This window comes from Microbulbifer maximicatervae (SeqCode) (assembly GCF_052468295.1).
This window is the reverse complement of sequence record NZ_CP174340.1, coordinates 393,133-413,495: the sequence shown is the minus strand read 5'-3', so window position 1 is coordinate 413,495 and position 20,363 is coordinate 393,133. Positions and strand designations below refer to the sequence as shown.

Annotated in this window: 17 protein-coding genes and 1 other RNA gene; 10 read left to right on the top strand and 8 right to left on the bottom strand. The window is 53.1% G+C overall.

The annotated features are described in order from the left end of the window. The first annotated feature begins 145 nt into the window (after nt 1–145). The 3 genes from ACJJIQ_RS02240 to ACJJIQ_RS02230 all read left to right on the top strand — a co-directional run bounded on the left by ACJJIQ_RS02240 (nt 146) and on the right by ACJJIQ_RS02230 (nt 4,148). Nucleotides 146–1,549 (top strand): OmpP1/FadL family transporter, encoded by a 1,404-nt coding sequence (locus ACJJIQ_RS02240; RefSeq protein ID WP_445363569.1) that lies wholly within the window; start codon nt 146–148, stop codon nt 1,547–1,549. 506 nt (nt 1,550–2,055) lie between these two features. After that, complete coding sequence (locus ACJJIQ_RS02235; protein WP_444942451.1) at nt 2,056–2,829, top strand: type IV pili methyl-accepting chemotaxis transducer N-terminal domain-containing protein; 774 nt, start codon at nt 2,056–2,058, stop codon at nt 2,827–2,829. A gap of 2 nt (nt 2,830–2,831) precedes the next feature. Next, nucleotides 2,832–4,148 (top strand): YlbE family protein, encoded by a 1,317-nt coding sequence (locus tag ACJJIQ_RS02230; RefSeq protein WP_444894813.1) that lies wholly within the window; start codon nt 2,832–2,834, stop codon nt 4,146–4,148. Between the two features lie 107 nt (nt 4,149–4,255). Here ACJJIQ_RS02230 and ACJJIQ_RS02225 read toward each other — a convergent pair whose 3' ends face one another. Then, on the bottom strand, nt 4,256–6,115 hold the full coding sequence (locus tag ACJJIQ_RS02225; protein ID WP_444916377.1) for a M2 family metallopeptidase: 1,860 nt from the start codon (nt 6,113–6,115) through the stop codon (nt 4,256–4,258). Nucleotides 6,116–6,366: 251 nt separating this feature from the next. Continuing rightward, nucleotides 6,367–6,464: signal recognition particle sRNA small type (gene ffs, locus ACJJIQ_RS02220), an RNA gene on the bottom strand. A 134-nt stretch (nt 6,465–6,598) separates the two neighbouring features. On the opposite strand from ffs, the gene ACJJIQ_RS02215 reads away from it, so the two are divergent. From ACJJIQ_RS02215 to ACJJIQ_RS02205, 3 genes are all read left to right on the top strand, one after another. Beyond that, entirely contained in the window at nt 6,599–7,459 is an 861-nt protein-coding gene (locus ACJJIQ_RS02215) for a 6-carboxytetrahydropterin synthase (RefSeq protein WP_445363568.1), read from the top strand. A gap of 54 nt (nt 7,460–7,513) precedes the next feature. Further along, a complete protein-coding gene (locus ACJJIQ_RS02210) occupies nt 7,514–8,230 on the top strand; it encodes a 16S rRNA (uracil(1498)-N(3))-methyltransferase (RefSeq protein WP_445363567.1) in 717 nt (238 codons plus the stop codon). Between the two features lie 312 nt (nt 8,231–8,542). Then, on the top strand, nt 8,543–9,844 hold the full coding sequence (locus ACJJIQ_RS02205) for a substrate-binding domain-containing protein (protein WP_445364856.1): 1,302 nt from the start codon (nt 8,543–8,545) through the stop codon (nt 9,842–9,844). A 291-nt stretch (nt 9,845–10,135) separates the two neighbouring features. Here the strand turns inward: ACJJIQ_RS02205 and ald are convergent, their stop codons facing one another. Continuing rightward, entirely contained in the window at nt 10,136–11,281 is a 1,146-nt protein-coding gene (gene ald / locus ACJJIQ_RS02200) for an alanine dehydrogenase (protein WP_444935261.1), read from the bottom strand. Between the two features lie 195 nt (nt 11,282–11,476). Here ald and ACJJIQ_RS02195 point away from each other — a divergent pair, with 195 nt between their 5' ends. After that, a complete protein-coding gene (locus ACJJIQ_RS02195; RefSeq protein ID WP_108732211.1) occupies nt 11,477–11,962 on the top strand; it encodes an Lrp/AsnC ligand binding domain-containing protein in 486 nt (161 codons plus the stop codon). 50 nt (nt 11,963–12,012) lie between these two features. Here the strand turns inward: ACJJIQ_RS02195 and ACJJIQ_RS02190 are convergent, their stop codons facing one another. The 3 genes from ACJJIQ_RS02190 to putP form a co-directional block, all read right to left on the bottom strand. Beyond that, complete coding sequence (locus ACJJIQ_RS02190; protein WP_108732210.1) at nt 12,013–12,477, bottom strand: Mpo1 family 2-hydroxy fatty acid dioxygenase; 465 nt, start codon at nt 12,475–12,477, stop codon at nt 12,013–12,015. A 107-nt stretch (nt 12,478–12,584) separates the two neighbouring features. Then, nucleotides 12,585–13,097 carry an O-acetyl-ADP-ribose deacetylase gene (locus ACJJIQ_RS02185; RefSeq protein ID WP_445363566.1) on the bottom strand — a complete coding sequence of 171 codons (513 nt, stop codon included), beginning with the start codon at nt 13,095–13,097 and terminating at the stop codon, nt 12,585–12,587. A 152-nt stretch (nt 13,098–13,249) separates the two neighbouring features. Next, on the bottom strand, nt 13,250–14,716 hold the full coding sequence (gene putP / locus ACJJIQ_RS02180; RefSeq protein WP_445363565.1) for a sodium/proline symporter PutP: 1,467 nt from the start codon (nt 14,714–14,716) through the stop codon (nt 13,250–13,252). 114 nt (nt 14,717–14,830) lie between these two features. On the opposite strand from putP, the gene ACJJIQ_RS02175 reads away from it, so the two are divergent. After that, nucleotides 14,831–15,532, top strand: a complete 702-nt coding sequence (locus ACJJIQ_RS02175; protein WP_444935259.1) for a hypothetical protein — start codon at nt 14,831–14,833, stop codon at nt 15,530–15,532. Here ACJJIQ_RS02175 and ttcA read toward each other — a convergent pair. Both ttcA and ACJJIQ_RS02165 read right to left on the bottom strand, forming a co-directional pair. Continuing rightward, the gene (gene ttcA, locus ACJJIQ_RS02170) at nt 15,417–16,334 is read right to left on the bottom strand and encodes a tRNA 2-thiocytidine(32) synthetase TtcA (RefSeq protein WP_444912358.1); all 918 of its coding nucleotides are present in this window, start codon (nt 16,332–16,334) and stop codon (nt 15,417–15,419) included. The genes ACJJIQ_RS02175 and ttcA overlap by 116 nt on opposite strands. 120 nt (nt 16,335–16,454) lie before the next feature. Next, nucleotides 16,455–17,123 carry an arylesterase gene (locus ACJJIQ_RS02165; protein ID WP_445363564.1) on the bottom strand — a complete coding sequence of 223 codons (669 nt, stop codon included), beginning with the start codon at nt 17,121–17,123 and terminating at the stop codon, nt 16,455–16,457. Nucleotides 17,124–17,168: 45 nt separating this feature from the next. On the opposite strand from ACJJIQ_RS02165, the gene ACJJIQ_RS02160 reads away from it, so the two are divergent. Both ACJJIQ_RS02160 and ACJJIQ_RS02155 read left to right on the top strand, forming a co-directional pair. Further along, on the top strand, nt 17,169–17,891 hold the full coding sequence (locus ACJJIQ_RS02160) for an ABC transporter ATP-binding protein (protein WP_444894675.1): 723 nt from the start codon (nt 17,169–17,171) through the stop codon (nt 17,889–17,891). Then, complete coding sequence (locus tag ACJJIQ_RS02155) at nt 17,891–20,341, top strand: ABC transporter permease (RefSeq protein WP_445363563.1); 2,451 nt, start codon at nt 17,891–17,893, stop codon at nt 20,339–20,341. Before ACJJIQ_RS02160 ends, ACJJIQ_RS02155 begins: the two co-directional genes overlap by 1 nt. Nucleotides 20,342–20,363 lie beyond the last annotated feature (22 nt).

Here is a 20,363-nt window from a genome sequence, read left to right as displayed (position 1 = left end):
TGACGTATTGCTAGACTTTTTAGTAAGGGATTTGCTACGGAAGTGGAAGGTACTTATATAAGTCTAAAGGCCTTCCTGCCATGGCAGAGTTTATTCCAACCTGTTTATGGCTTTCAGTAATCAGCAGACTTAGAGATGGGTTCTCATGAATAAAAAATACCTGCGACACGCAGTTCTGGCCGCAGCTATCAGCTCCGTTTCCCAAGGCGCTATGGCTGCAGGTTTCTACTTGCAGGAAACCAGTGCAACAGGCCTTGGCCGCGCATTTGCTGCCGAAAACACTATCGGCGACAACGCTGCGATTCTGGCGCGCAACCCAGCCGGTTCAGCTCTATTCAATACTTACACCATTTCTCTTGGTGCGACTTACGTTGATCCCGAAATCGATGTTGATGGTGATGTCACCTACTACGTCGGCAGTGAGGAAACTGGCTACCTGGGATTCGAAACTCCCGCGAGCGCCAAAGACTACGCCACCAGCGCGGTAATCCCCAACGGCTACCTGGCCGCCCCCATCAATGATGAGTGGTCCTGGGGCCTTGCCATGTACACCGACTTTGGCCTGGAAACTGATTTCCCGGATAACTTCCCTGCAACTACAATCGCCAACAAAACCTCTCTGCTGACCGTAAACATCCAGCCATCTGTTGCTTACGATTTTAACGATCAATTCAGCATTGGCCTGGCAGCGAATATTTTCTACGTTGATGCAGAACTGAACACCACCTTCCCCGATGACTTCCTGATCGGTGACGTTGTAGAACCCGTCTTAGGATTTAACCCCGCCGGCGCCACCGTGTTGGACGTAAAAGGGGATGCCTGGGACCTGAGCTGGACCATCGGCGGCCTGTGGCGCATCAGCGACAACACTCGCGCAGGTATTTCTTACCACGCTAAGTACGACCCCAAAATTAAGGGTGAAGTAAGCTCCGACATCGCTCCGAGCCCGCTGGATTCATTTGACGATACTTCCGGCAACCTGACCCTGAACCTGCCTGACACCCTGGAGCTGGGCTTCTACCACCGCTTCAACAATAACTGGGGTGTGGCGGTAGGCTACATGTGGACCAACTGGGACCGTTTCGAGCGCCTCGAAGCCTTTATCCCCTCCGCTGGTGAAGAGTACAACCCGCTTCTGCTGAAAGAAGAAAACTTCCAGAGCGGTTCTCGCTTCAGCATCGGTGGTGAATACTACCGCAATGACGAGTGGACCTTCCGCTTTGGTTACGCTTACGACCAAGGCGCAGCCCGTGACGGCTTAAACCGCGAAGAAACTGAAGAGCTCTCAGAGCTGGTAGATGAAGATCTCCCGATTACCTGGCGTACCCTGTCTATTCCTGACACTGATCGCCAGTGGCTGACTGTTGGCGGTACCTACTCACTGACTGACAAACTTACCGTTGATGGTGCTTTCGCCTACGTCTGGGGTGATGACGAAGTTATCCAGGAAGCTAACAACATCAGCGACACCCTGATTACCTACTTCGATGGTGGCACCACCAAGACCGAAGCTTACCTGTTCAGCTTGGCTCTGAATTACCAGTTCTAAGTCACCTTAGATCTGATGAGAAGAAGGCTCTACCCTTGGTAGGGCCTTTTTTATTTCCAGCTATTATCCTCCTCACCTAAGCCTCCATTAACCCCACAACAATCCACTCACCAGAAAACTCCCCCTCACCCCCAATCCAAATACCACCAAAGCGTTAACACCGAAAAAAAGGGTTAGATATCTCCATCCTTAAATTTGATATAAGGAACGTCAAATCCTAAAACCAGATGAGTTTGCAAAATCATATTTCCTAACAACGTATTTAAATTATTTATTTTTGCTCAATCAATGGAATTTGGAGCTTATTTGTTTAACTTATCAATATTGTTCAAAATCGCCTTATTCAGAAAGCAGCCCCTATAAGCTCACATCACTGTTACTCAAGGATCTCTGAATAACTCCGTAATACCCCTGCAACCTCTCATTAACCGAGAGGGCTCACGCATGCATTGCAAACATAAAACCCACTTAAATTGTGAAGTAAGTCAAACTACAAGAGTAAAATCATGAAGTTGTCAGCAGTATTTATCTTGTTAATTTTAAGCCTGGATGTCGCAGCCTTCTCTATGGGAGACGCCATCAATACGGCTGGTCGACAAAGAATGCTATCCCAACGCATCACCCAGACTTACATCTTGCGCGGGATTCAACCGGATGCAGAGCGCCACGAAAAGGTATTTGCCCGATCAATTCACGAATTTAAAAAGAATCACGAGAAACTAAATAATTTTCATGGCGCAGAAAAGATCAGGGATCAACTTGTTAAAGTTGAAAGAGAATGGAAAGCGTTTGAGTCTGTCGCCTTACAACCCGTCAATAAACAAAGCGCCAGCGAATTATTTCAGCGCAGCAACTCCCTTCTTTCTGCTGCTCACACCTATGTGGTCCAACTCCAACAAGTCGCCAATCACAACAGCGCCGAACTCATTAATATCGCCGGCCGCCAGCGTATGCTCTCCCAGAGAATCGCCAAGAACTACGCTGCTAAACTTTGGGAAGTATCCTTGGATGATGCCGAAACCGGATTGCAAGAAGATCTCTCCGAATACTCCAACCGACTGAATCAGCTATTGGAGAGCCCCCTCAATACGCCAGAGATCAATGACAACCTACGAAAGGCAAAAGACCATCTGAGTTACGCCAGCCGGGGGTTTGAGGGAAATATGAAAATATCTGAAAAGCGCCAAATTCAGGTAATTACCGGCACCACGGATCTAATGCTACGCAATATGAACATCATTACTGAACAATATGCTGAATTGCTAAATTCAGGGGAGTAGGGATGAGAACGGATATTGAATTCAGGCCCAGCACCGAGGAAATCCTCCATAAACTGGCAACCCCTGAATTCCAAGCACTTAATCAGCAAGCTAATGACGAATCCATTAAACGTATGAAGCAAGCTGTGCCGATTTTGATCGGAATAGGTAAAGCTAGCGACAACATTCCCGGAATGCGGAAGAATTTAATTTTGCATGCCGGCCCCCCAATAACCTGGCAGCGGGCATCAGGTCCGTTAAAGGGCGCAATAATTGCCGGTCTAATTTATGAGGGGTTCGCTAAAGATAAAGCCGAAGCCGAACAGGTTATGGAGGAAGGCCAAGTTGATCTTGAGCCCTGCCACAACCACAATGCCGTCGGGCCAATGGCAGGTATTATTACCTATTCAATGTCTGTGTATATTGTCGAAGATAAGCTATCTGGTAATCGCGCTTACTCCAATCTCAGTGATGATCGTGCCGATTACCGCGGCAGCTCTATCCGCTTTGGTGTCTACGATAAATCAGCAATCAATTACCTTCGCTGGATAGAGGACGAAATTGCTCCCGTATTAAATCAAGCAATTCTAGATGAAGGCGGGATTGATTTTATACCGATCATTGGCCGCAGCCTCCTTATGGGGGACGACTGTCATGTCATGACTAATGCCGCAACACTGATTTTCTCCAGAATTTTAATGCCGGGAGTTATTCGGGCCAGTAAAAAGCGAAAAGATATTGAAAAGATTGCGAACCAAATTTACAAGGATGAGACATTCCCGTTGAACCCAATCATGGCCACCTGCAAACTTGTTTCCGATGCAGGCAGCGGTATTCCTCACAGCAGTATTATCACAACCATGGCTCGTAATGGGACGGAATTTGGTATTCAAGTTTCAGGGTTGGACAAGGCCTGGTTTACCGGTTTGGCTGGGGTTGGCCATGGATTATTAATGCCGGGCATCACTCCTGCAGATGTCAATCGAGATATGGGAGACAGCGCCATCACAGAGACTATGGGTTTTGGCGGCACCCACAAAATATTCTCAGGAACATACCAAGATAACATCGACAACATACTGAAAATGTACGATATCTGTCACTCGGAAAGTGACTTTGTCGTTACTCCGGGCATCGAGGGGAGAGGCGCCCCTCTTGGATTCGACCTACTTAAAATTATCAGGACCGGTACAACACCAACAATTAATTCTGGCTTGGCCCACAAAAGCATGAACCGTTATCAAGTCGGTACTGGGTCTCTCCACCCCCCGCTGGAAGCATTTTTAAATGCTGCTGCCAGCTTTCTAAATTCTGAGGAAGAGCAACCCCCTGTCCACTAATAACTGAGTCTCACAACTAATTCCTAAGATTCATATTTCACGTGCGCATAAAACAGAAAAAGGGGCAAAGCCCCTTTTTCTAATACCGACAAAATTGAAAGCTCAGATTACCAACCGCACTGACGCCCTTGGTTCTGCTCTTCCAGGTATGCCATCAGCGGCTGGAAGTAATCGATAATGGCGGAAGCATCCAGGTCGCGCTGACCGGTGAGCGCTTCCATAGCATCCGGCCAGGGCTTGCTTGCACCCATTGCCAACATAGCGCGCAGCTTCTTACCAGCCTCATCATTCTGGTAGATGGAGCAGCGGTGCAGCGGTCCGGTTTCACCAGCGGCTTCACACAGCGCACGGTGGAATTGAAACTGCTGGATACGCGCCAGGAAGTAGCGAGCGTAAGGTGTATTACCGGGGATATGGTACTTGGCACCCGGATCGAAGTTTTCTTCGGAGCGCTCTACCGGAGCGGCAATGCCCTGGTAATCTTCACGCAGTTTCCACCAAGCTTTGTTGTAGTCTTCCGGCTTCACCTCACCGTTAAATACCTGCCAGCGCCACTTATCAACGAGCAGACCAAATGGCAGGAAGGCGATCTTATCCAGCGCCTGCTGCATCAGGTAACCGATATCTTTACTCTCATCCGGCACCTCATTCATCAAACCGATTTCCTTCAGGTACTTCGGTGTGATGGAAAGCGCGATGGTATCGCCAACAGCTTCGTGGAAACCGTCGTTAGCGCCATTTTTATAGAGGAAAGGCTGATCTTTATAGATGCGCTGGTAGAAGTTGTGGCCCAACTCGTGGTGGATGGTAACCAGGTCTTCACCCGTTTTATTGATACACATCTTGATGCGAAGGTCGTCCTGCCCGTCCATATTCCAGGCGCTGGCATGACAAACCACATCGCGATCGCGAGGCTGGGTGAACTGGGAGCGCTCCCAGAAAGTTTCCGGTAGAGGCTTAAAGCCCAGGGAGGTGAAGAACTTCTCCCCGACTTTAACCATGTCTTTTTCACTCATGCCGGAATCAACCACCAGCTGAGTCAGATCATAGGGGGCCTGCATGTCGTCGTCTTTGACTATGTCATAGACGTTACCCCACTCCTGGGCCCACATATTACCCAGCAAGTGTGCAGGAATCTTACCCTGAGCCGGCACTACGTCATCGCCATAATGCTCATTCAACTTGGCGCGAACATGGCAGTGCAAAGCTTCGTACAACGGCTTCACTTTACCCCACTGGGTATCCATATCCTCAGCAAAGGCATCCGGGGCCATATCATATTTGGAGCGCCAGAAAACACTCAGGTTGTCATAACCCAGCTCTTTGGTACCCGCATTACCGATCTCCACCTGGCGCTCATACAGAGGCTTCATAGGAGGAGAAACTTTACGCCATCCAACCCACAGATCCTTGAGTAATTCAGGATCGCGATTGGTTGCCATCACCTGCCCCATCTCGGTCAGGGTGTAGCACTTTTCTTCACCGCCATCTTCGCGGCAGTATTTACCGGCACCGTACATGCCCTGCATTTTTGAGCCAATTTGCGCCAACTCAGAAGTTAGTGCCGGATCTTTCGGCGCCGGGAATACCAACCCCTGCTTCAACATGGTCAACTGGCGACGGGTATCCGGGTCCAGGTCCAAGTCGTTAAATTTGGCGGCCTCTGAAGCCAGCTCCACGGCCAGGGTGGTGTATCGCTCTGAAGCCAAAGCTTCTACGTATTGGGAATCAATATTGATATAGGTAGAAGCAAGCCAAGCGGCATGGCTTGCCTCTTGTCCCATTTTTTCCATGCGAGCCTGGGCGTCTTTTAAGAAAGCTTGCGCATCTTTGGCTGTCAGCTGGGAATTATCAGCTGGACTTTCCGCCGTCGCCTGGGCCACACCAACCGGTTTTACCGCTTGCTGCCCACTGTCACAGGCAGACAGTGCAACGGCAACCGCTATCGAGAGAGCAACTTTTTTCATTTTCTCCTCAAGAATCATTTTTAGATCTGCTTATAGTTGACGCCGTTTATAGCATAAGCCCCACACGATCAGCGACGGCAAGGCCGAAGATCGAGCCAGATCGACACAAAATCCCCTTTTATATCGTCTTTGCGGGAAAAAATTTGGTGAGGAAAAGAGTAAAAACCCAGGACACGGTCGAGCAAAACACTCTCAACGGAAATTTTTCAGGGAATGATTTTTGAAACAAAGAAGGGAGAGATTGGAGGCAGCCCAACCAGCAACACCCTCGGCACATGATACCACTGCTACCGTTGCTCCCTTCCGGGCCTGGCGGAGTTCACAGCTGCTCATTGCGAGGGGACCGGGAGGGCCGCCACAACGATCTTCGGTGTCAGTGCATCCGAAGAGGGCGCGATTATAGAGGCATAAACGAATAAGATCCAGCCCTATTAACAGGTTATAATAAACGACTACTATCTCACCCCCTGCAAAGAGTTACTCATGCACTTGTTTGTCGATAATTTAACCAACGTTGACTTCAGCTACCTCGACTCAAAACGAGGCATCGTAGGCGAGACCTGGCTGGCAAACGCAGCCCTCGATGGCGCCTTGGATGAACAGGGGATGGTTTGCGACTTTGGCATAGTGAAAAAGACCCTGAGGCATTGGCTGGATGATCAAGTCGACCACCGCCTCCTGGTACCAACCCGCTCACCCCAACTGACCCTGGAGCACAATGGAGACCAGGTTAACCTGACCTGGCTATTGGAAAACGGGGCATCTATTAAAGTCTCAGGTCCGGAACAAGCTTTTGCCTTAGTGGACGCCGAGGTAATTACCCCTGAGAGCGTCGCCGTCTGGTGTGTCCAGCAGCTGGCCAGCCACTTCCCCGACAGCGTGGAGAAGCTCAAGCTCAGCTTCCACTGTGAAGTGATTGAAGATGCCTTCTACCACTACAGCCATGGCCTGAAAAAACACCTTGGTAACTGCCAACGTATCGCCCATGGACACCGTTCACGCATTCAGGTCATGACGGGTGGCCAACGCGATACAGAGCTGGAAAAGTACTGGGCTGAGCGCTGGGAAGATATCTACCTGGGCACTCGCGAGGATCTGGTTTCAACAACTGCCGATGATCGCGGTGAGGAAATCCATAACTTTGCTTACAGTGCGCAACAGGGAAACTTCACCCTGTCCATCCCTGCCAAAGTTTGTGAAATTCTTGACTGTGATACCACGGTGGAGCAGTTGGCCCAATATATCGCCAACACCCTGGCGGCAAGAGAACCGGGGAAAGCGATTACCGTAAGAGCCTACGAAGGTATTGGCAAAGGCGCGATTGCTTCAGCTCAAACCAGCTAATCCAGCCCCATAGCATCGACACCATTATAAATTGAAGTACCAAGGCGCCCGACTTTGAACCTGATTGTTTTACAAAAGCACGACTTTATTAGTCCCAATCGCGTCCGCCTTAGTGGACGCCAGCTGGAGCATATCACCAAGGTTCACAGAGCAGCACCGGGACAACAACTTCGTGTCGGAATGCTCGACGGGCAAATAGGTAGTGGCGAGATTGTTACGCTCGACAAGAAGTGCGTTGAACTTGAAGTGGCATTCGCAATTGATCCGCCCCAGCCATTACCTCTCACACTTATTTTGGCCCTGCCTCGCCCCAAAATGCTCAAGCGGGTTATCCAGCACCTGACTGCGCTCGGGGTCAAAAAACTGGTTTTAATTAATAGTTACCGGGTCGAAAAGTCTTACTGGCAAACTCCCTGGTTGCAGGAAGACAAACTCTTTGAGCAATGCCTGCTCGGACTAGAGCAGGCTGTCGATACGCAAATGCCGGAAATTCTGTTGCGCAAACGCTTCAAACCGTTTGTCGAAGACGAACTCCCTTCCCTCTCCAGTGACTCTCGTAAACTGGTGGCTCATCCAGTAGGGGGAACGGCTTGCCCTGTGGACATAAAGCAACCGACCACTTTAGCCATTGGCCCTGAAGGCGGCTTTATCAGCTATGAAGTCGAGAAGCTCCAGGAAGCAGGCTTTCAATCCGTTCACCTGGGGCCACGTATTTTACGGGTAGAAACTGCACTACCAGTACTAATTAGCCGGTTATTTCCCGCTTTTTAAATTACTCAAATTTTTGAGGCTCTAACTCACTTTCACGGGGCCTCTAAACACCTGTTTGATCTATTGTGTTTTAAAACATAGAGCAAGCTTTTACGAAAGCTTAACCACCCATACTTCAATTGTTCAAATAAACCCCGCTAAAGTTACCTACCTCTCACGATGAGACAATTGCGTAATTTAGCAATCAATATTTCATCAATTTGTCACAATTAAGTCATATTTTGCGCCCTCGTTTTACCACCTTACGGTCGAATTACTATGAGCGTATTCTTAAGCCGGCTAAAGCAAACCCTTTCCCTCCTTCTTCTTGGGGTGGCCTTGGCTGCTGCAACTTCCACAGCCCAAACCCGCTTCCCTCCCGACACATCGGGCCTGCTTTTTACTTTACATGGCTCCAACACTGTCGGCGCAAAGCTGGCGCCCAACCTGGTGAGCGATTACCTCGAAGCCCGTGGTGGCAGTAATCTGGAGATTATCCCTTTAGGGAAAGAAAATGAGGTTCGAGTGCAAGGGGATCTCGGTGGCAAAAAAATATATGTCGATATTGCGGCACACGGTTCGAGCACCGGATTTAAAGGCCTTGAACGTTCCCAGGCCAATATCGCCATGGCTTCGCGACCAATAAAAGATACTGAGCACGCAGCCCTGAGTCGCTTTGGGGATATGCGCGGCCAAAGTGCAGAACATGTTATTGCCATCGACGGCCTGGCAATTATTGTTCACCCTCAAAACCCCATCAGCCAATTAACCCTGCAACAAATAGCAGCAATATTTTCCGGAAAAATTACCGACTGGGCTGAAGTGGGCGGGCAGAAAGGTCGCATCAAAGTATTGGCGAGAGATAATCAGTCCGGTACCTGGGATACGTTTAAAAGCTTGGTACTTGGAAAAAAGCACTCCCTTATTGCCAATGCAAAACGCTTCGAATCGAATGATCAATTGTCGGACCGTGTTTCGGCAAACCCCAATAGTATTGGATTTGTCGGCTTGGCATCTATTCGACGGGCCAAGGCAGTGTCAGTATCCGACCAGAACACCCAACCACAAGCTCCAGAACATCTGACAATTTCAACTGAAGACTACCCCCTCTCCCGCCGCCTTTTTCTCTATACCGCTGCTTACGGTTTAAAACCCGCCGCCGAAGAGTTCCTGCACTTTGTACAGAGTGAGCAGGGGCAGGAGCAGGTAAAGGCCACTGGGTTTGTCGCGCAGACGCCGATCGGTGTAAAACCTGAAGCCAACCGGGAAGGCCCCAGCGAGTACCTGAAATTAACGGAAAATGCAGAGCGCCTGAGCATTAACTTCCGTTTCTCTGAAGGCAGTGCCTCTTTAGATAACAAGGCAAAACAGGATATACAGCGACTTGTCCGCTTTATGCAAAAGCCTGAGAACAGTCACAAGCAACTGCTATTGATCGGGTTTGGCGATGAAAAGGTCAGTGAGGGGCGCTCAATCGTTTTATCAAAACTGCGCGCAGTTACCGTTCGCTCCGCACTCAGGGATCACCAGATTAATACAGCACCGGTTCAGGGCTTTGGCGCCTATCTGCCGGTTGCCTCCAACAGCTCCAGCTCAAAGATAAAAAATCGCCGGGTAGAAATCTGGGTTATTTAACCCTAGCCCTAAACCCCTCTCCCCCGTGAGGCGACAAGGAAGTCCCTCAGCATCCTTTTTTCTTTTCCTCCTCCCCTTCCCCAGTTTTTCCCTAAACAACAAGTCCAGCTTTCTCCAAAACATAAATAACGCGCATAAAAAAGCCGCGTAAATACGCGGCTATCAATTAGTGGCTATGCCACCAGGTCTCACAGAGAGGAACGCAAAGAGCGCTCCGGGGGAAACTTCCCAACAACAAGCGCGTTACCGCTTATTTACAATGCAGCCGCCCGCAGGCGGCCACCGGGACAATTAAGCTACAGCGTCTTCCGCTACTGCTTGTTTTTGCAGAGCCAATTTGGGATCTACAAACTCGTAACCCAATACATCGGCTACGGCTTGGTAGGTCACCATGCCAGCGTGAACATTCAGGCCTTCCAGCAAGTTGGAATCGTCCAACAGTGCCTGCTTGGCGCCTTTGTTTGCCAGGGCTACCGCGTAAGGCAGGGTGGCATTGTTCAGGGCCATAGTAGAGGTGCGAGCTACACCGCCGGGCATGTTGGCAACACAGTAGTGAACCACACCATCAACTACGTAAGTAGGCTCTTGGTGAGTAGTCGCCTTGGAAGTCTCGAAACAACCGCCCTGGTCAATAGCAACGTCAGCTACAACTGCGCCTTTCTTCATGCGGCTGATAATGTCGCGGGTCAGCAGTTTGGGGGCTGCCGCGCCAGGAATCAGAACCGCACCAACAACCAGGTCAGCTTCCAGTGCGTGCTTTTCAATAGCATCGTTAGTGGAGTACTCAGTGCGAACCGCACCACCGAAAATATCGTCCAGCTGACGCAGACGCGGCAGGGAGCGGTCGAGGATAGTAACGTCAGCACCCATACCCAGGGCCATCTTCGCTGCGTTAGTACCAACAACACCACCACCGATAATCAGGACTTTAGCGGGAGCTACACCGGGAACACCGCCGAGCAGTACGCCGAGACCACCCTGGGCTTTTTCCAGGTGGTGGGCACCGCACTGTACAGACATACGACCGGCAACTTCAGACATAGGCGCCAGCAGAGGCAGGCCACCGAAGCGGTCAGTTACGGTTTCATAAGCGATGCAGGTGGCGCCGGATTTCACCAGCAGCTCAGTTTGTTTGGGGTCTGGAGCCAGGTGCAGATAGGTGTACAGAACCTGCCCAGGGCGCAGCATTTCGCACTCGTGGGGCTGGGGCTCTTTTACCTTGACGATCATATCGGCAGTGGCAAAAATCTCTTCCGGAGTATCGATAATCTTGGCGCCGGCTTGAACGTACATCTCATCGGGGAAACCAATAGCGGCACCACCATCCTTCTGTACGATCACTTGGTGGCCGTGGCCAACCAGTTCGCGAACACTCGACGGCGTCAGGCCAATACGATACTCGTGGTTCTTAATCTCTTTAGGGACGCCAATCAACATTTTCCTTCTCCTCGCTCTGTGCGCTCGGTACTGCCTTAATCAAATAGGAGTACCTAATTTCTATGTTTTCCCCAGTATAAGAACAGATAAGAAGTGGATATTTAGTAGATTTTTGATAAAACTAGTGGAATCCACTAATAACCCTGTCGGCAAGTCTATTTTTTGACCATGTCGACCAATTCGGAGTCAGCAGTTATGCGCAAACGTGCGGGAGAGCTAAGTACCATCGACCGGAACATATTGCGTGTTCTACAAAAGAATGGGAGAACCAGCTATGCCGAGCTGGCCCGACAGGTGGGATTGACCGCGACCCCCTGCGTCGAACGGGTCAAGCGCCTGGAAAATGACAATGTTATTCAGGGTTATACCGCCTTGATTAATCCGGAATACCTAGATGCTGCCCTGGTGGTTTTCGTGCAGATCAGACTGAATCGATCCGCACAGGACGCCTTTGAGGAATTTCGCAACGCCGTAGCCGCCCTGCCGGAAGTTCAGGAGTGTTACCTGGTATCGGGGAATTTTGATTACCTGATTAAAGCCCGGGTGGCGGATATGAGTGCCTACCGCAAGTTCTACGGCGAAACGCTTTTAACGCTGCCGGAGGTGCAGGAGTGCACCAGCTATGTGGTGATGGAAGAAGTTAAAGAGACACTGGAAGTACCGGTTCACTACAACCGATAGCGGGATAGGTCGATGAGTGGCCGCAGCCACTCATCTGCATAAACCGGCAATCAGTATTGAATGCCCAGTTTCCGGTAAATAAACCCGATCACCCAGGCAGGGCCAATCAACAGGAATTGTAAGTCCTTAAAGAAAGAGGGTTTCTTGCCTTCGATATGGTGGCCAATAAATTGGAACACCCACATGATGACGAATAGGGCCAGTGCCGTCTGCCAGATAGGCACCCCCAGCCGCTCCAATACCGACCAAGCCCACAAACACAGAACCGTTAATCCCGTCATTCCCAGGGCAATGGGAAACGACATCGCGAAATAAAACAGAAGAATCGGGATTGTCACCACGACAGCCCAATTCAGCCAGGGAATTGTCGCCATAAATTCCGGCTGCGGAACTGCCCACAAAAGTCCGGCCACAGTTGCATAAATTACGGGAACAGCAATCCAATGAATGGATTTGTTGATTGGATTCTGATGACTCTCACCATACTCGGAAAACCACTGCTGGGCACTGCGCATGACAATCTCCTCATTCTTATATTGTTATTGTCAGAGCAATAATAATCCCCAACCCATGGATATCAATCAATGGCCGAAAATACCACGAGGCCTACAAAACGTGGCTTTTAGCGCCTAACGTAAGCATCTAACTGGGATAGATAGAGATCCGCCATCGATTTATCGAAACAACAGAATACAACCTGCTGCGGCGCCCCCTCCTTCTCCTGAAATTGCTGCACCTGCTCTACAGCCACCTCTACGGCCAGCTCCGGGGGGTAGTCGTAAACGCCACAACTGATCGCCGGAAAAGCAATCGAGCGCATATTTTCGCGCCGGGCCAATGCCAGGCAATGCCGATAACAGCTGGAGAGCAACTCGGGCTCACCCAAACTGCCGCCGCGCCAAACTGGCCCAACCGTGTGGTAGATACGTTTTACGGGAATGGAATAAGCGCCAGTGGCGCGCACTTCACCAACAGGACAGCCGCCCAGACTGCGGCAGGCTTCCAGTAGATTGGGCCCCGCTGCACGGTGTATGGCCCCATCGACACCACCGCCTCCCAAGAGACGGCTGTTGGCAGCATTGACGATTACATCGACCTGCAATCGAGTGATATCACCGAGATGAACTTTGATCACTCAGCATCTCCAACCGCTATTTGAATAATTGCTGCGGATGGAAATCCATTTCACTTCACAACAGTCGCACCTTTGCCAGAGGTGCGTCCCTAGCGCGGCTGGTCTGTCTCGGCCCGAGCGAGTCGCTCGGGCTCAAGTCCTGCCCTACCCCCTCAACCAAGCAACTTGCGGTGCTGTGAGGCAACGGCTTCCGGGCACTTCGTCAGCGCGCTCACTAACACGATAGCAGCTGAAGAGAAAACAAAACCCGGCAACAGCTCATAAACATCAAAAATGCCACCGGAGAGTTGCTCCCACACTACAACGGTGAGGCCGCCAACGATAACACCGGCAATAGCGCCACTGCCCGTCATACGGGACCAGTAGAGACTGATCAACAACGTCGGGCCAAAGGCAGCGCCCAGACCAGCCCAGGCGTAACTCACCTCACCCAGAACCTTGGAGTTCGGGTCCATCGCAATCCACACAGCGACCAGTGATAAAGCAACCACCGCCCAGCGCCCCACTTTCACCATGGCTTCCGGGGTGGTCTCACGCCCAAACCAAACGTGGTAAATATCCTCTGCCAGTGCAGCCGAAGACACCAACAGCTGGGAATCTGCCGTACTCATAATGGCAGATAGAATCGCCGCCAAAAGAACACCGGCAACTAGTGGGTGGAACAGCACCTGCACCATCTCCATAAAGACGGTCTCGCCATCCGGCAGGCTCTGCTGGATTTCCAAGTGAGCAAACAGGCCCACTGCCATGGCACCCAAGAAGCCGGCCAGGGACCAAACCGCCGCTACTGTCGCCGCAACCGGAATATCGTTAGGGCTACGCACCGCCATAAATCGCGCCAAGATGTGCGGCTGGCCGAAATACCCCAGTCCCCAGGCCAGGGAACTGAGTATCGCCACCAGGCTTAAGGTTTGCCCGGTGTTATCGGTCATCCAGTGGGTCAGCTGTGGCATCTCCGCTTGCAGGCGAGTCCAGCTAGCGGAAAAACCGCCCTGGTCAGAAATAACAACGAGAGGCACCGCAATCAGCGCCGCACTCATCAGCAGTCCCTGGAACACATCGGTCCAGGACACCGCCAAAAACCCGCCAAACAGGGTGTAAGAAATAACGGCAACCGCACCGATAATCACCGCCCAGCGATAATCCCAGCCAAAAACCGTTTCAAACAATTTGCCGCCGGCAATCAGGCCCGAAGCCACATAGAAAAGGAAAAATAACAGAATGAATATCGCGCAGACGGTGCGCAGATAGGGGTGCCCCATCTTAAACCGACGATCCAGATAAGCTGGCACTGTCAGGGAGTCGTCCAGCTCATAGGTGTAGATACGCAGGCGCCGGCCCATTGTCACCCAGCTCAGAACGATGCCGGAGAAAAGACCGATTGCGATCCAACCGGCAGAGAGCCCCGCCGCATAGGCCGCGCCAGGCAACCCCAGAAGCAGCCAGCCACTCATATCCGAGGCTCCGGCAGACAGGGCCGCCACAGCCGGCGGCAGGGAACGGCCACCGAGGAAATAGTCGCTGGCATTTTTCGTACGCATGTAGGCGTAAATACCGATAACAACAATCAACGCCAAATAGGCGACAAAAGTAAGGGCGATCAGCCACTCGGCGGCCATAAGGGATTCCTTCTGATCAAAGTGGGGTGGTACTTGGCGCGGGAATAGTCTGCGTTTTCCTGCTCAATTTTTCAGCGCATTGAGCTATGGAAAGAGCACCACCTAAAAATTGTTATGTTTATTGCGCGTAAATCTACCCATAAGGTGGCGCCGACTCAATCAGCAAACTACATATATGTTGGATACAACTACAGAAAAAAAGACAACACTATGGGCATTTGTCTGGACGAGCTCCGACTCCAGGTTATCCGTCCAACCCTCAAGCACTTGAGAGCCTGGAGCCAGGGCATGGAGAACCTCCTTCTGGGAACCGCCGCCCAGGAGTCGCAATTGGGCTTCCACCTCAAACAGGGACGGCGCCACGGGCTGGGTATTTACCAAATCCAGCCCCACACCCACCGGGAAATCTGGGATCAATACCTGATCGATCACCCAAGCCTCGCCTCAAAGGTGCGAGGGCTGGCGAGCCAGCGGGATTTTCTCGATCACCCCCACAGCGAACTGACCACCAACCTGCGCTATGCCACAGCCATTGCCTGGCTGATTTACCGGTCGGCCGAAGTCCACAAGATCCAGGAGGAGGAAACCTCAGACGTGGCCAATATGGCGCGCCTCTGGCATCAGCATTTTCACCATGGACCCAGTGCCAGCCCCCGGGACTTTGAATGCAGTTACGCGCAACTGGTCAGCGGTGCAGATCCTACAGATTCAGCGCCTCGATATACTGGGGCTCCACTTCCTGAGCATCCTCAGGCTCCCAAGAATTCACCTGGCGCTGGATTGAATGGTCAGGACGCTCGACAGCCGACGGCGTAGAGCGATCCAGTTCCAGACTCTCAAAATCGTAGAGGTCCCTGTCCGCCAATTGTGACGGGGACACCCGGGTAATCGCGGCGAAAATATTCTCGCTGCGGCCTGGGAATTTCTTATCCCACTCCCGCACCATCTGCTTGATCGCCTGGCGCTGAAGGTTCTCCTGGCTGCCGCACAGGTTGCAGGGAATAATCGGGAACTGCTTGTACTCGGCGTACTGGGCGATGTCCTCTTCGCGGCAATAGGCGAGCGGACGGATCACGATATTGCGGCCATCGTCGGCGCGCAGTTTGGGCGGCATCGCCTTGAGGCGACCACCGTAAAACATATTCAGGAAAAGGGTCTCGACGATATCGTCTTTGTGATGGCCCAGTGCCACCTTAGTGGCGCCAATTTCTTCAGCAAAGCCATACAGGGTGCCACGGCGCAGACGGGAGCAGAGCCCGCAGGTGGTCTTGCCCTCAGGCACCACTTCCTTCACTACCGAGTAGGTATCTTTCTCGACAATATGGTGGGGAACACCCAGGGATTGCAGGTATTCCGGCAGGATATGCTCGGGGAAGCCCGGCTGTTTCTGGTCCATATTGACCGCCACCAGTTCAAAGTTAACCGGCGCTGTCCTCTGCAAATTCAGCAGAACGTCCAGCATGGCATAGGAATCCTTACCGCCGGACAAACAGACCATAATCTTGTCGCCCTCTTCAATCATGTTGAAGTCGGCGATGGCGCGGCCCACATGGCGGCGCAGGCGCTTTTGCAGCTTATTAAACTCGAGCCGCTCGCGGCGGTTTTCCAATTCGGGCATGGTGTCTCTCTAACTCATTCGCGACCAGTGACCGGGCCCAGAGTACCGGCACAAAACCTTAAACTTTGGGACCAGAGCCAGGCTTTCCTGTTCCTGGGGGCGCGATTGTACGCATTTCGATCACGGAGTACACGACTCACCAGCCGCCTTCTCCCCCAACAGGGACTTCACGCAGGGCCAGACATGATCCAGCAGGGCCGGCTGCGCCTTGGCGGTGGGGTGGATACCGTCGGATTGCATAGCGCCCTGCTCCAGGGCCACGGTTTCCAACAGGAAAGGCACCAGAGCGACCTCTTCGGCCTTGGCCACTTTGGGGAATACAGCGGCAAAAGCCTCGGTATAGGCGCGGCCGTAGTTCGGTGGGATACGCATCCCCAACAGCAGGACTTCGGCCCCGGAATCTTTAGCCAGCTTGACCATCTGCTGCAAATTGCGCTGCAAACTCTGGGGTGGGTAGCCGCGCAAACCGTCGTTACCCCCCAACTCGACAATCAGCCACTGGGGATTGTGCTCTTCCATCAAACGCGGCAGCCGGGTCAGGCCGCCTGCGGAGGTCTCCCCACTGATGCTGGCATTGACCACCTTCACCAGGCGCCCCTTCTCCTGCAAGCGCTCTTGCAACAGATTGACCCAGCCCAGCTCCTCATCGATACCGTAGGCCGCACTTATGCTATCCCCTAATACGAGCAGAGTGCCGGGCTTGTTGGCACTCAGTGCCAGATTGGGGACCGACAGCATCAGCACCAAGCCGAACCGAGTCAGTAACTGCCGAAAAAAGGCTGTTGTCATGTCATACTCTCCAAAAATCTCGCGTATCCGCAAAGGGAATACAGTATGTCCGCCATTCTCACGGCAGAAAACCTCTATCACAGGGTCTCCACCAGCGAAGGGCCACTGACCCTATTAAACAATATCTCCCTGAAAGTCGCCCGTGGCGAGAGCCTCGCTGTGACAGGGGCCTCAGGTTCCGGCAAGTCCACCCTGCTCGGCCTGCTGGCGGGATTGGACAAACCCACCGAGGGCAAGATCTGGCTGGCGGGCGACGAGATCACCGCCATGGACGAAGAGCAGCGCGCAGCAGTTCGCGCCCGCTGCGTGGGCTTTGTATTCCAGACGTTCCAACTGCTACCCGGCCTTACCGCCCTGGAAAATGTGATGCTACCGAGCGAATTGCGCGGTGAGCGGGGCGCTGCCAAGCGGGCGGAAGAGTTCCTCGCCCGGGTGGGCCTGGAACAGCGACTGCGCCACTATCCGCGCCAGTTATCCGGCGGTGAGCAACAGCGGGTGGCCATTGCCCGGGCCTTTGCCAGCTTTAGCAGCAAAGATGCCATCCTCTTTGCCGACGAACCCACCGGCAGCCTCGACGCCGGCAACGGCGCCAAAATTATCGACCTGCTGTTTAAACTCAACGAAGAGTCTGATACCACCCTGGTGCTGGTGACTCACGAACAGCGACTGGCAGAGCGCTGTGCCTCCCACCTGCATATGTCGGCCGGTGCCGTAGATACCTACGCTCCCCTTATCGACGGGGACAACCTGTCGGAGGTGTCCGCCTGATGCTGCCACTCAGACTGCTGTTCAGGGACTGGCGCGGTGGCGAGCTGGCGCTAATTGCCTCGGCCCTGGTTTTGGCTGTTACCTGTGTCACTGCTATCGCCCATTTCACCGACCGCCTTACCCGCGCCATGGAGCAGCAATCCCTCACCTTCCTGGCCGCAGAACGGGTACTGCGCAGCAGCAAACCCGTGGATAGCGCATGGCTGGAGGAAGCCGACAAAAAGGGATTGGAACAGGGCCAGATAGTCCAGTTTTCATCCATGATCTCCGCCAACGACCAGTTCCAGTTTGTCTCGGTCAAAGCCGTCGATAAAGGCTATCCATTGGTGGGGCAACTGGAAATCAGCAAATCCCCGGAAGGCCCAGGGGAAGTGGCACCGCATGGACCTCCCCCGGGAGAAGCCTGGGTGGAGTCCCGCCTTCTACCTTTGATGGGAATCCAGCTCGGCGATCCCATCGCCCTCGGCGACACCCAGTTAAAAGTGACAGCCATACTGGAGCGGGAACCCGACCGGGGTACCAGCCTGTTTGATATGGGGGCGCGAGTATTAGCCAATACCGCCGACCTGCCCGCCTCAGGTGTAATCCAGCCCGGCAGCCGTGTGCGCTACCGCTACCTGTTTGCCGGTGATGACCAAGTCCTGAAGGACTACTTTGACTGGCTCAAACCTCAGCTCACTGAACACCAGCGGATCTTGGACCTGCGCGAAGGCCAGCCCCGGGTTGCCTCTGCTCTGGATAGAGCCGAGTCATTCCTGTTTCTCGCCGCCAGCCTGGCCGTACTTCTCGCCAGCGTCGCCGTCGGCCTGGCAGCCAGACGCTACGGACTACGCCACGGCGCTTACGTAGCCGTAATGAAAAGCCTCGGCGCCGGGCGTAACAAAATTCTCGGCATCTACCTGGGACAGCTGGCCGCTCTCACCCTGATTGCCACCGCTATCGGGCTGGCACTGGGCACCTTTATCCAGAGCCAGGCAGTCAACCTGATGGAAGGGTTCTTCCCGGTTCAGCCTCCAGCCACCAGCTGGAGCCCATTGCTGATCGGGCTTGCTACCGGCCTCGCCTGCGCCCTTGGCTTTGCCCTGCCGCCACTTTTCCGTTTGGCCCGCACAGACCCGATGCAAACCTTGCGACACGACTGGAGTAACCCGGACAGACGCGAATGGCTCGGGCTGATTCTCGGCCCCAGCGCCATGCTGCTGCTGATCTGGTGGCTTTCCGGCAGCTTGCTCATGACGCTCGCGCTGTTTGTCGGCATGCTCCTGTTGGTAGCGGGCAGCGCCCTGGTTAACCGACTCCTGGTGCGCGGCAAGCTGGCTTCCCTGGGCGGCGCCTGGCGTATTGCCCTGGGCAGCCTGCAACGCCGCGCCGCGTTCAACACCCTCCTGATTGCCGCTTTTGGCACCGGATTATTGGCCATGCTGGCCATGGTGTTTGCTCGCACCGCCCTGGTGGATGAATGGCGGATGCAATTGCCGGAAAAAGCCCCCAACCACTTCCTTCTGAATATCGCCCCCCACGACGTTCCAACCATGGAAAATATGCTGGCAGAGGGCGAGGTAAGCAGCACCGAGTTTTACCCCATGGTGCGCGGCCGTTTGGTGGCAATTAACGGCGTCTCCATTAAAGAGAGAAAAGATCGTCCCGGTGGTGTTCGCCGGGAATTAAACCTGAGCTACACCGACACCCTGGCGCCGGACAACCGTATTTTGGAAGGCGAGTGGTGGGACAAGGCCAGCGAAGGAGTATCAGTGGAAGTGGAGCTGGCAGCCCAGCTGGAGCTGTCACTGGGAGATCAGTTGCGCTTTTCCATCGGCGGACTGGAAGTAGAAGCCCCGGTAGCCAGCTTCCGCTCGCTGGACTGGAACAGCATGCGCCCCAACTTCTATATGATATTTGCACCGGGCACTATCGATGATTTCCCGGCTACCTATATCACCAGTTTTTACCTCCCTCCAGAGGACAAGTTGCTGGTCAACGACCTGGTTCGCGCCTTTCCCAGCGTCAGCGTGATAGAGCTGGATAAGATCATCCAGCGTATCCGCGACACCATTAACCAGGTGTCCTTTGCTATCGAATCGGTTATGGCCCTGATGCTGGTTGCCGGGGTCCTGGTATTAATTGCCGGGGTGCGCGCCAGTATCGCCGAGCGATTGCAGGAAGCGGCAATTATCCGCACACTGGGAGGCCGCAGGCGCTTGTTGCTGAGAAGCCTGATACTGGAATTTGGCCTGCTGGGTTTTGCCGCCGGTTTGCTCGCGGCTATCGGAGCTGAAGCCACCTTGGCAGTGCTGTCTTATTGGGTCTTTGAACTGCCGGTGATATTGCACCCAGTCCTTTGGCTAACCGGGCCACTCACCGGTGCAGTACTGGTTGGCACCGCCGGTACCCTGGCCTGTTACAGCTCGATCAGCCAGCCCCCGCTCAGAGTACTGCGCGAACTGGCCTAACTGATGATTATCGGCTCTTGAA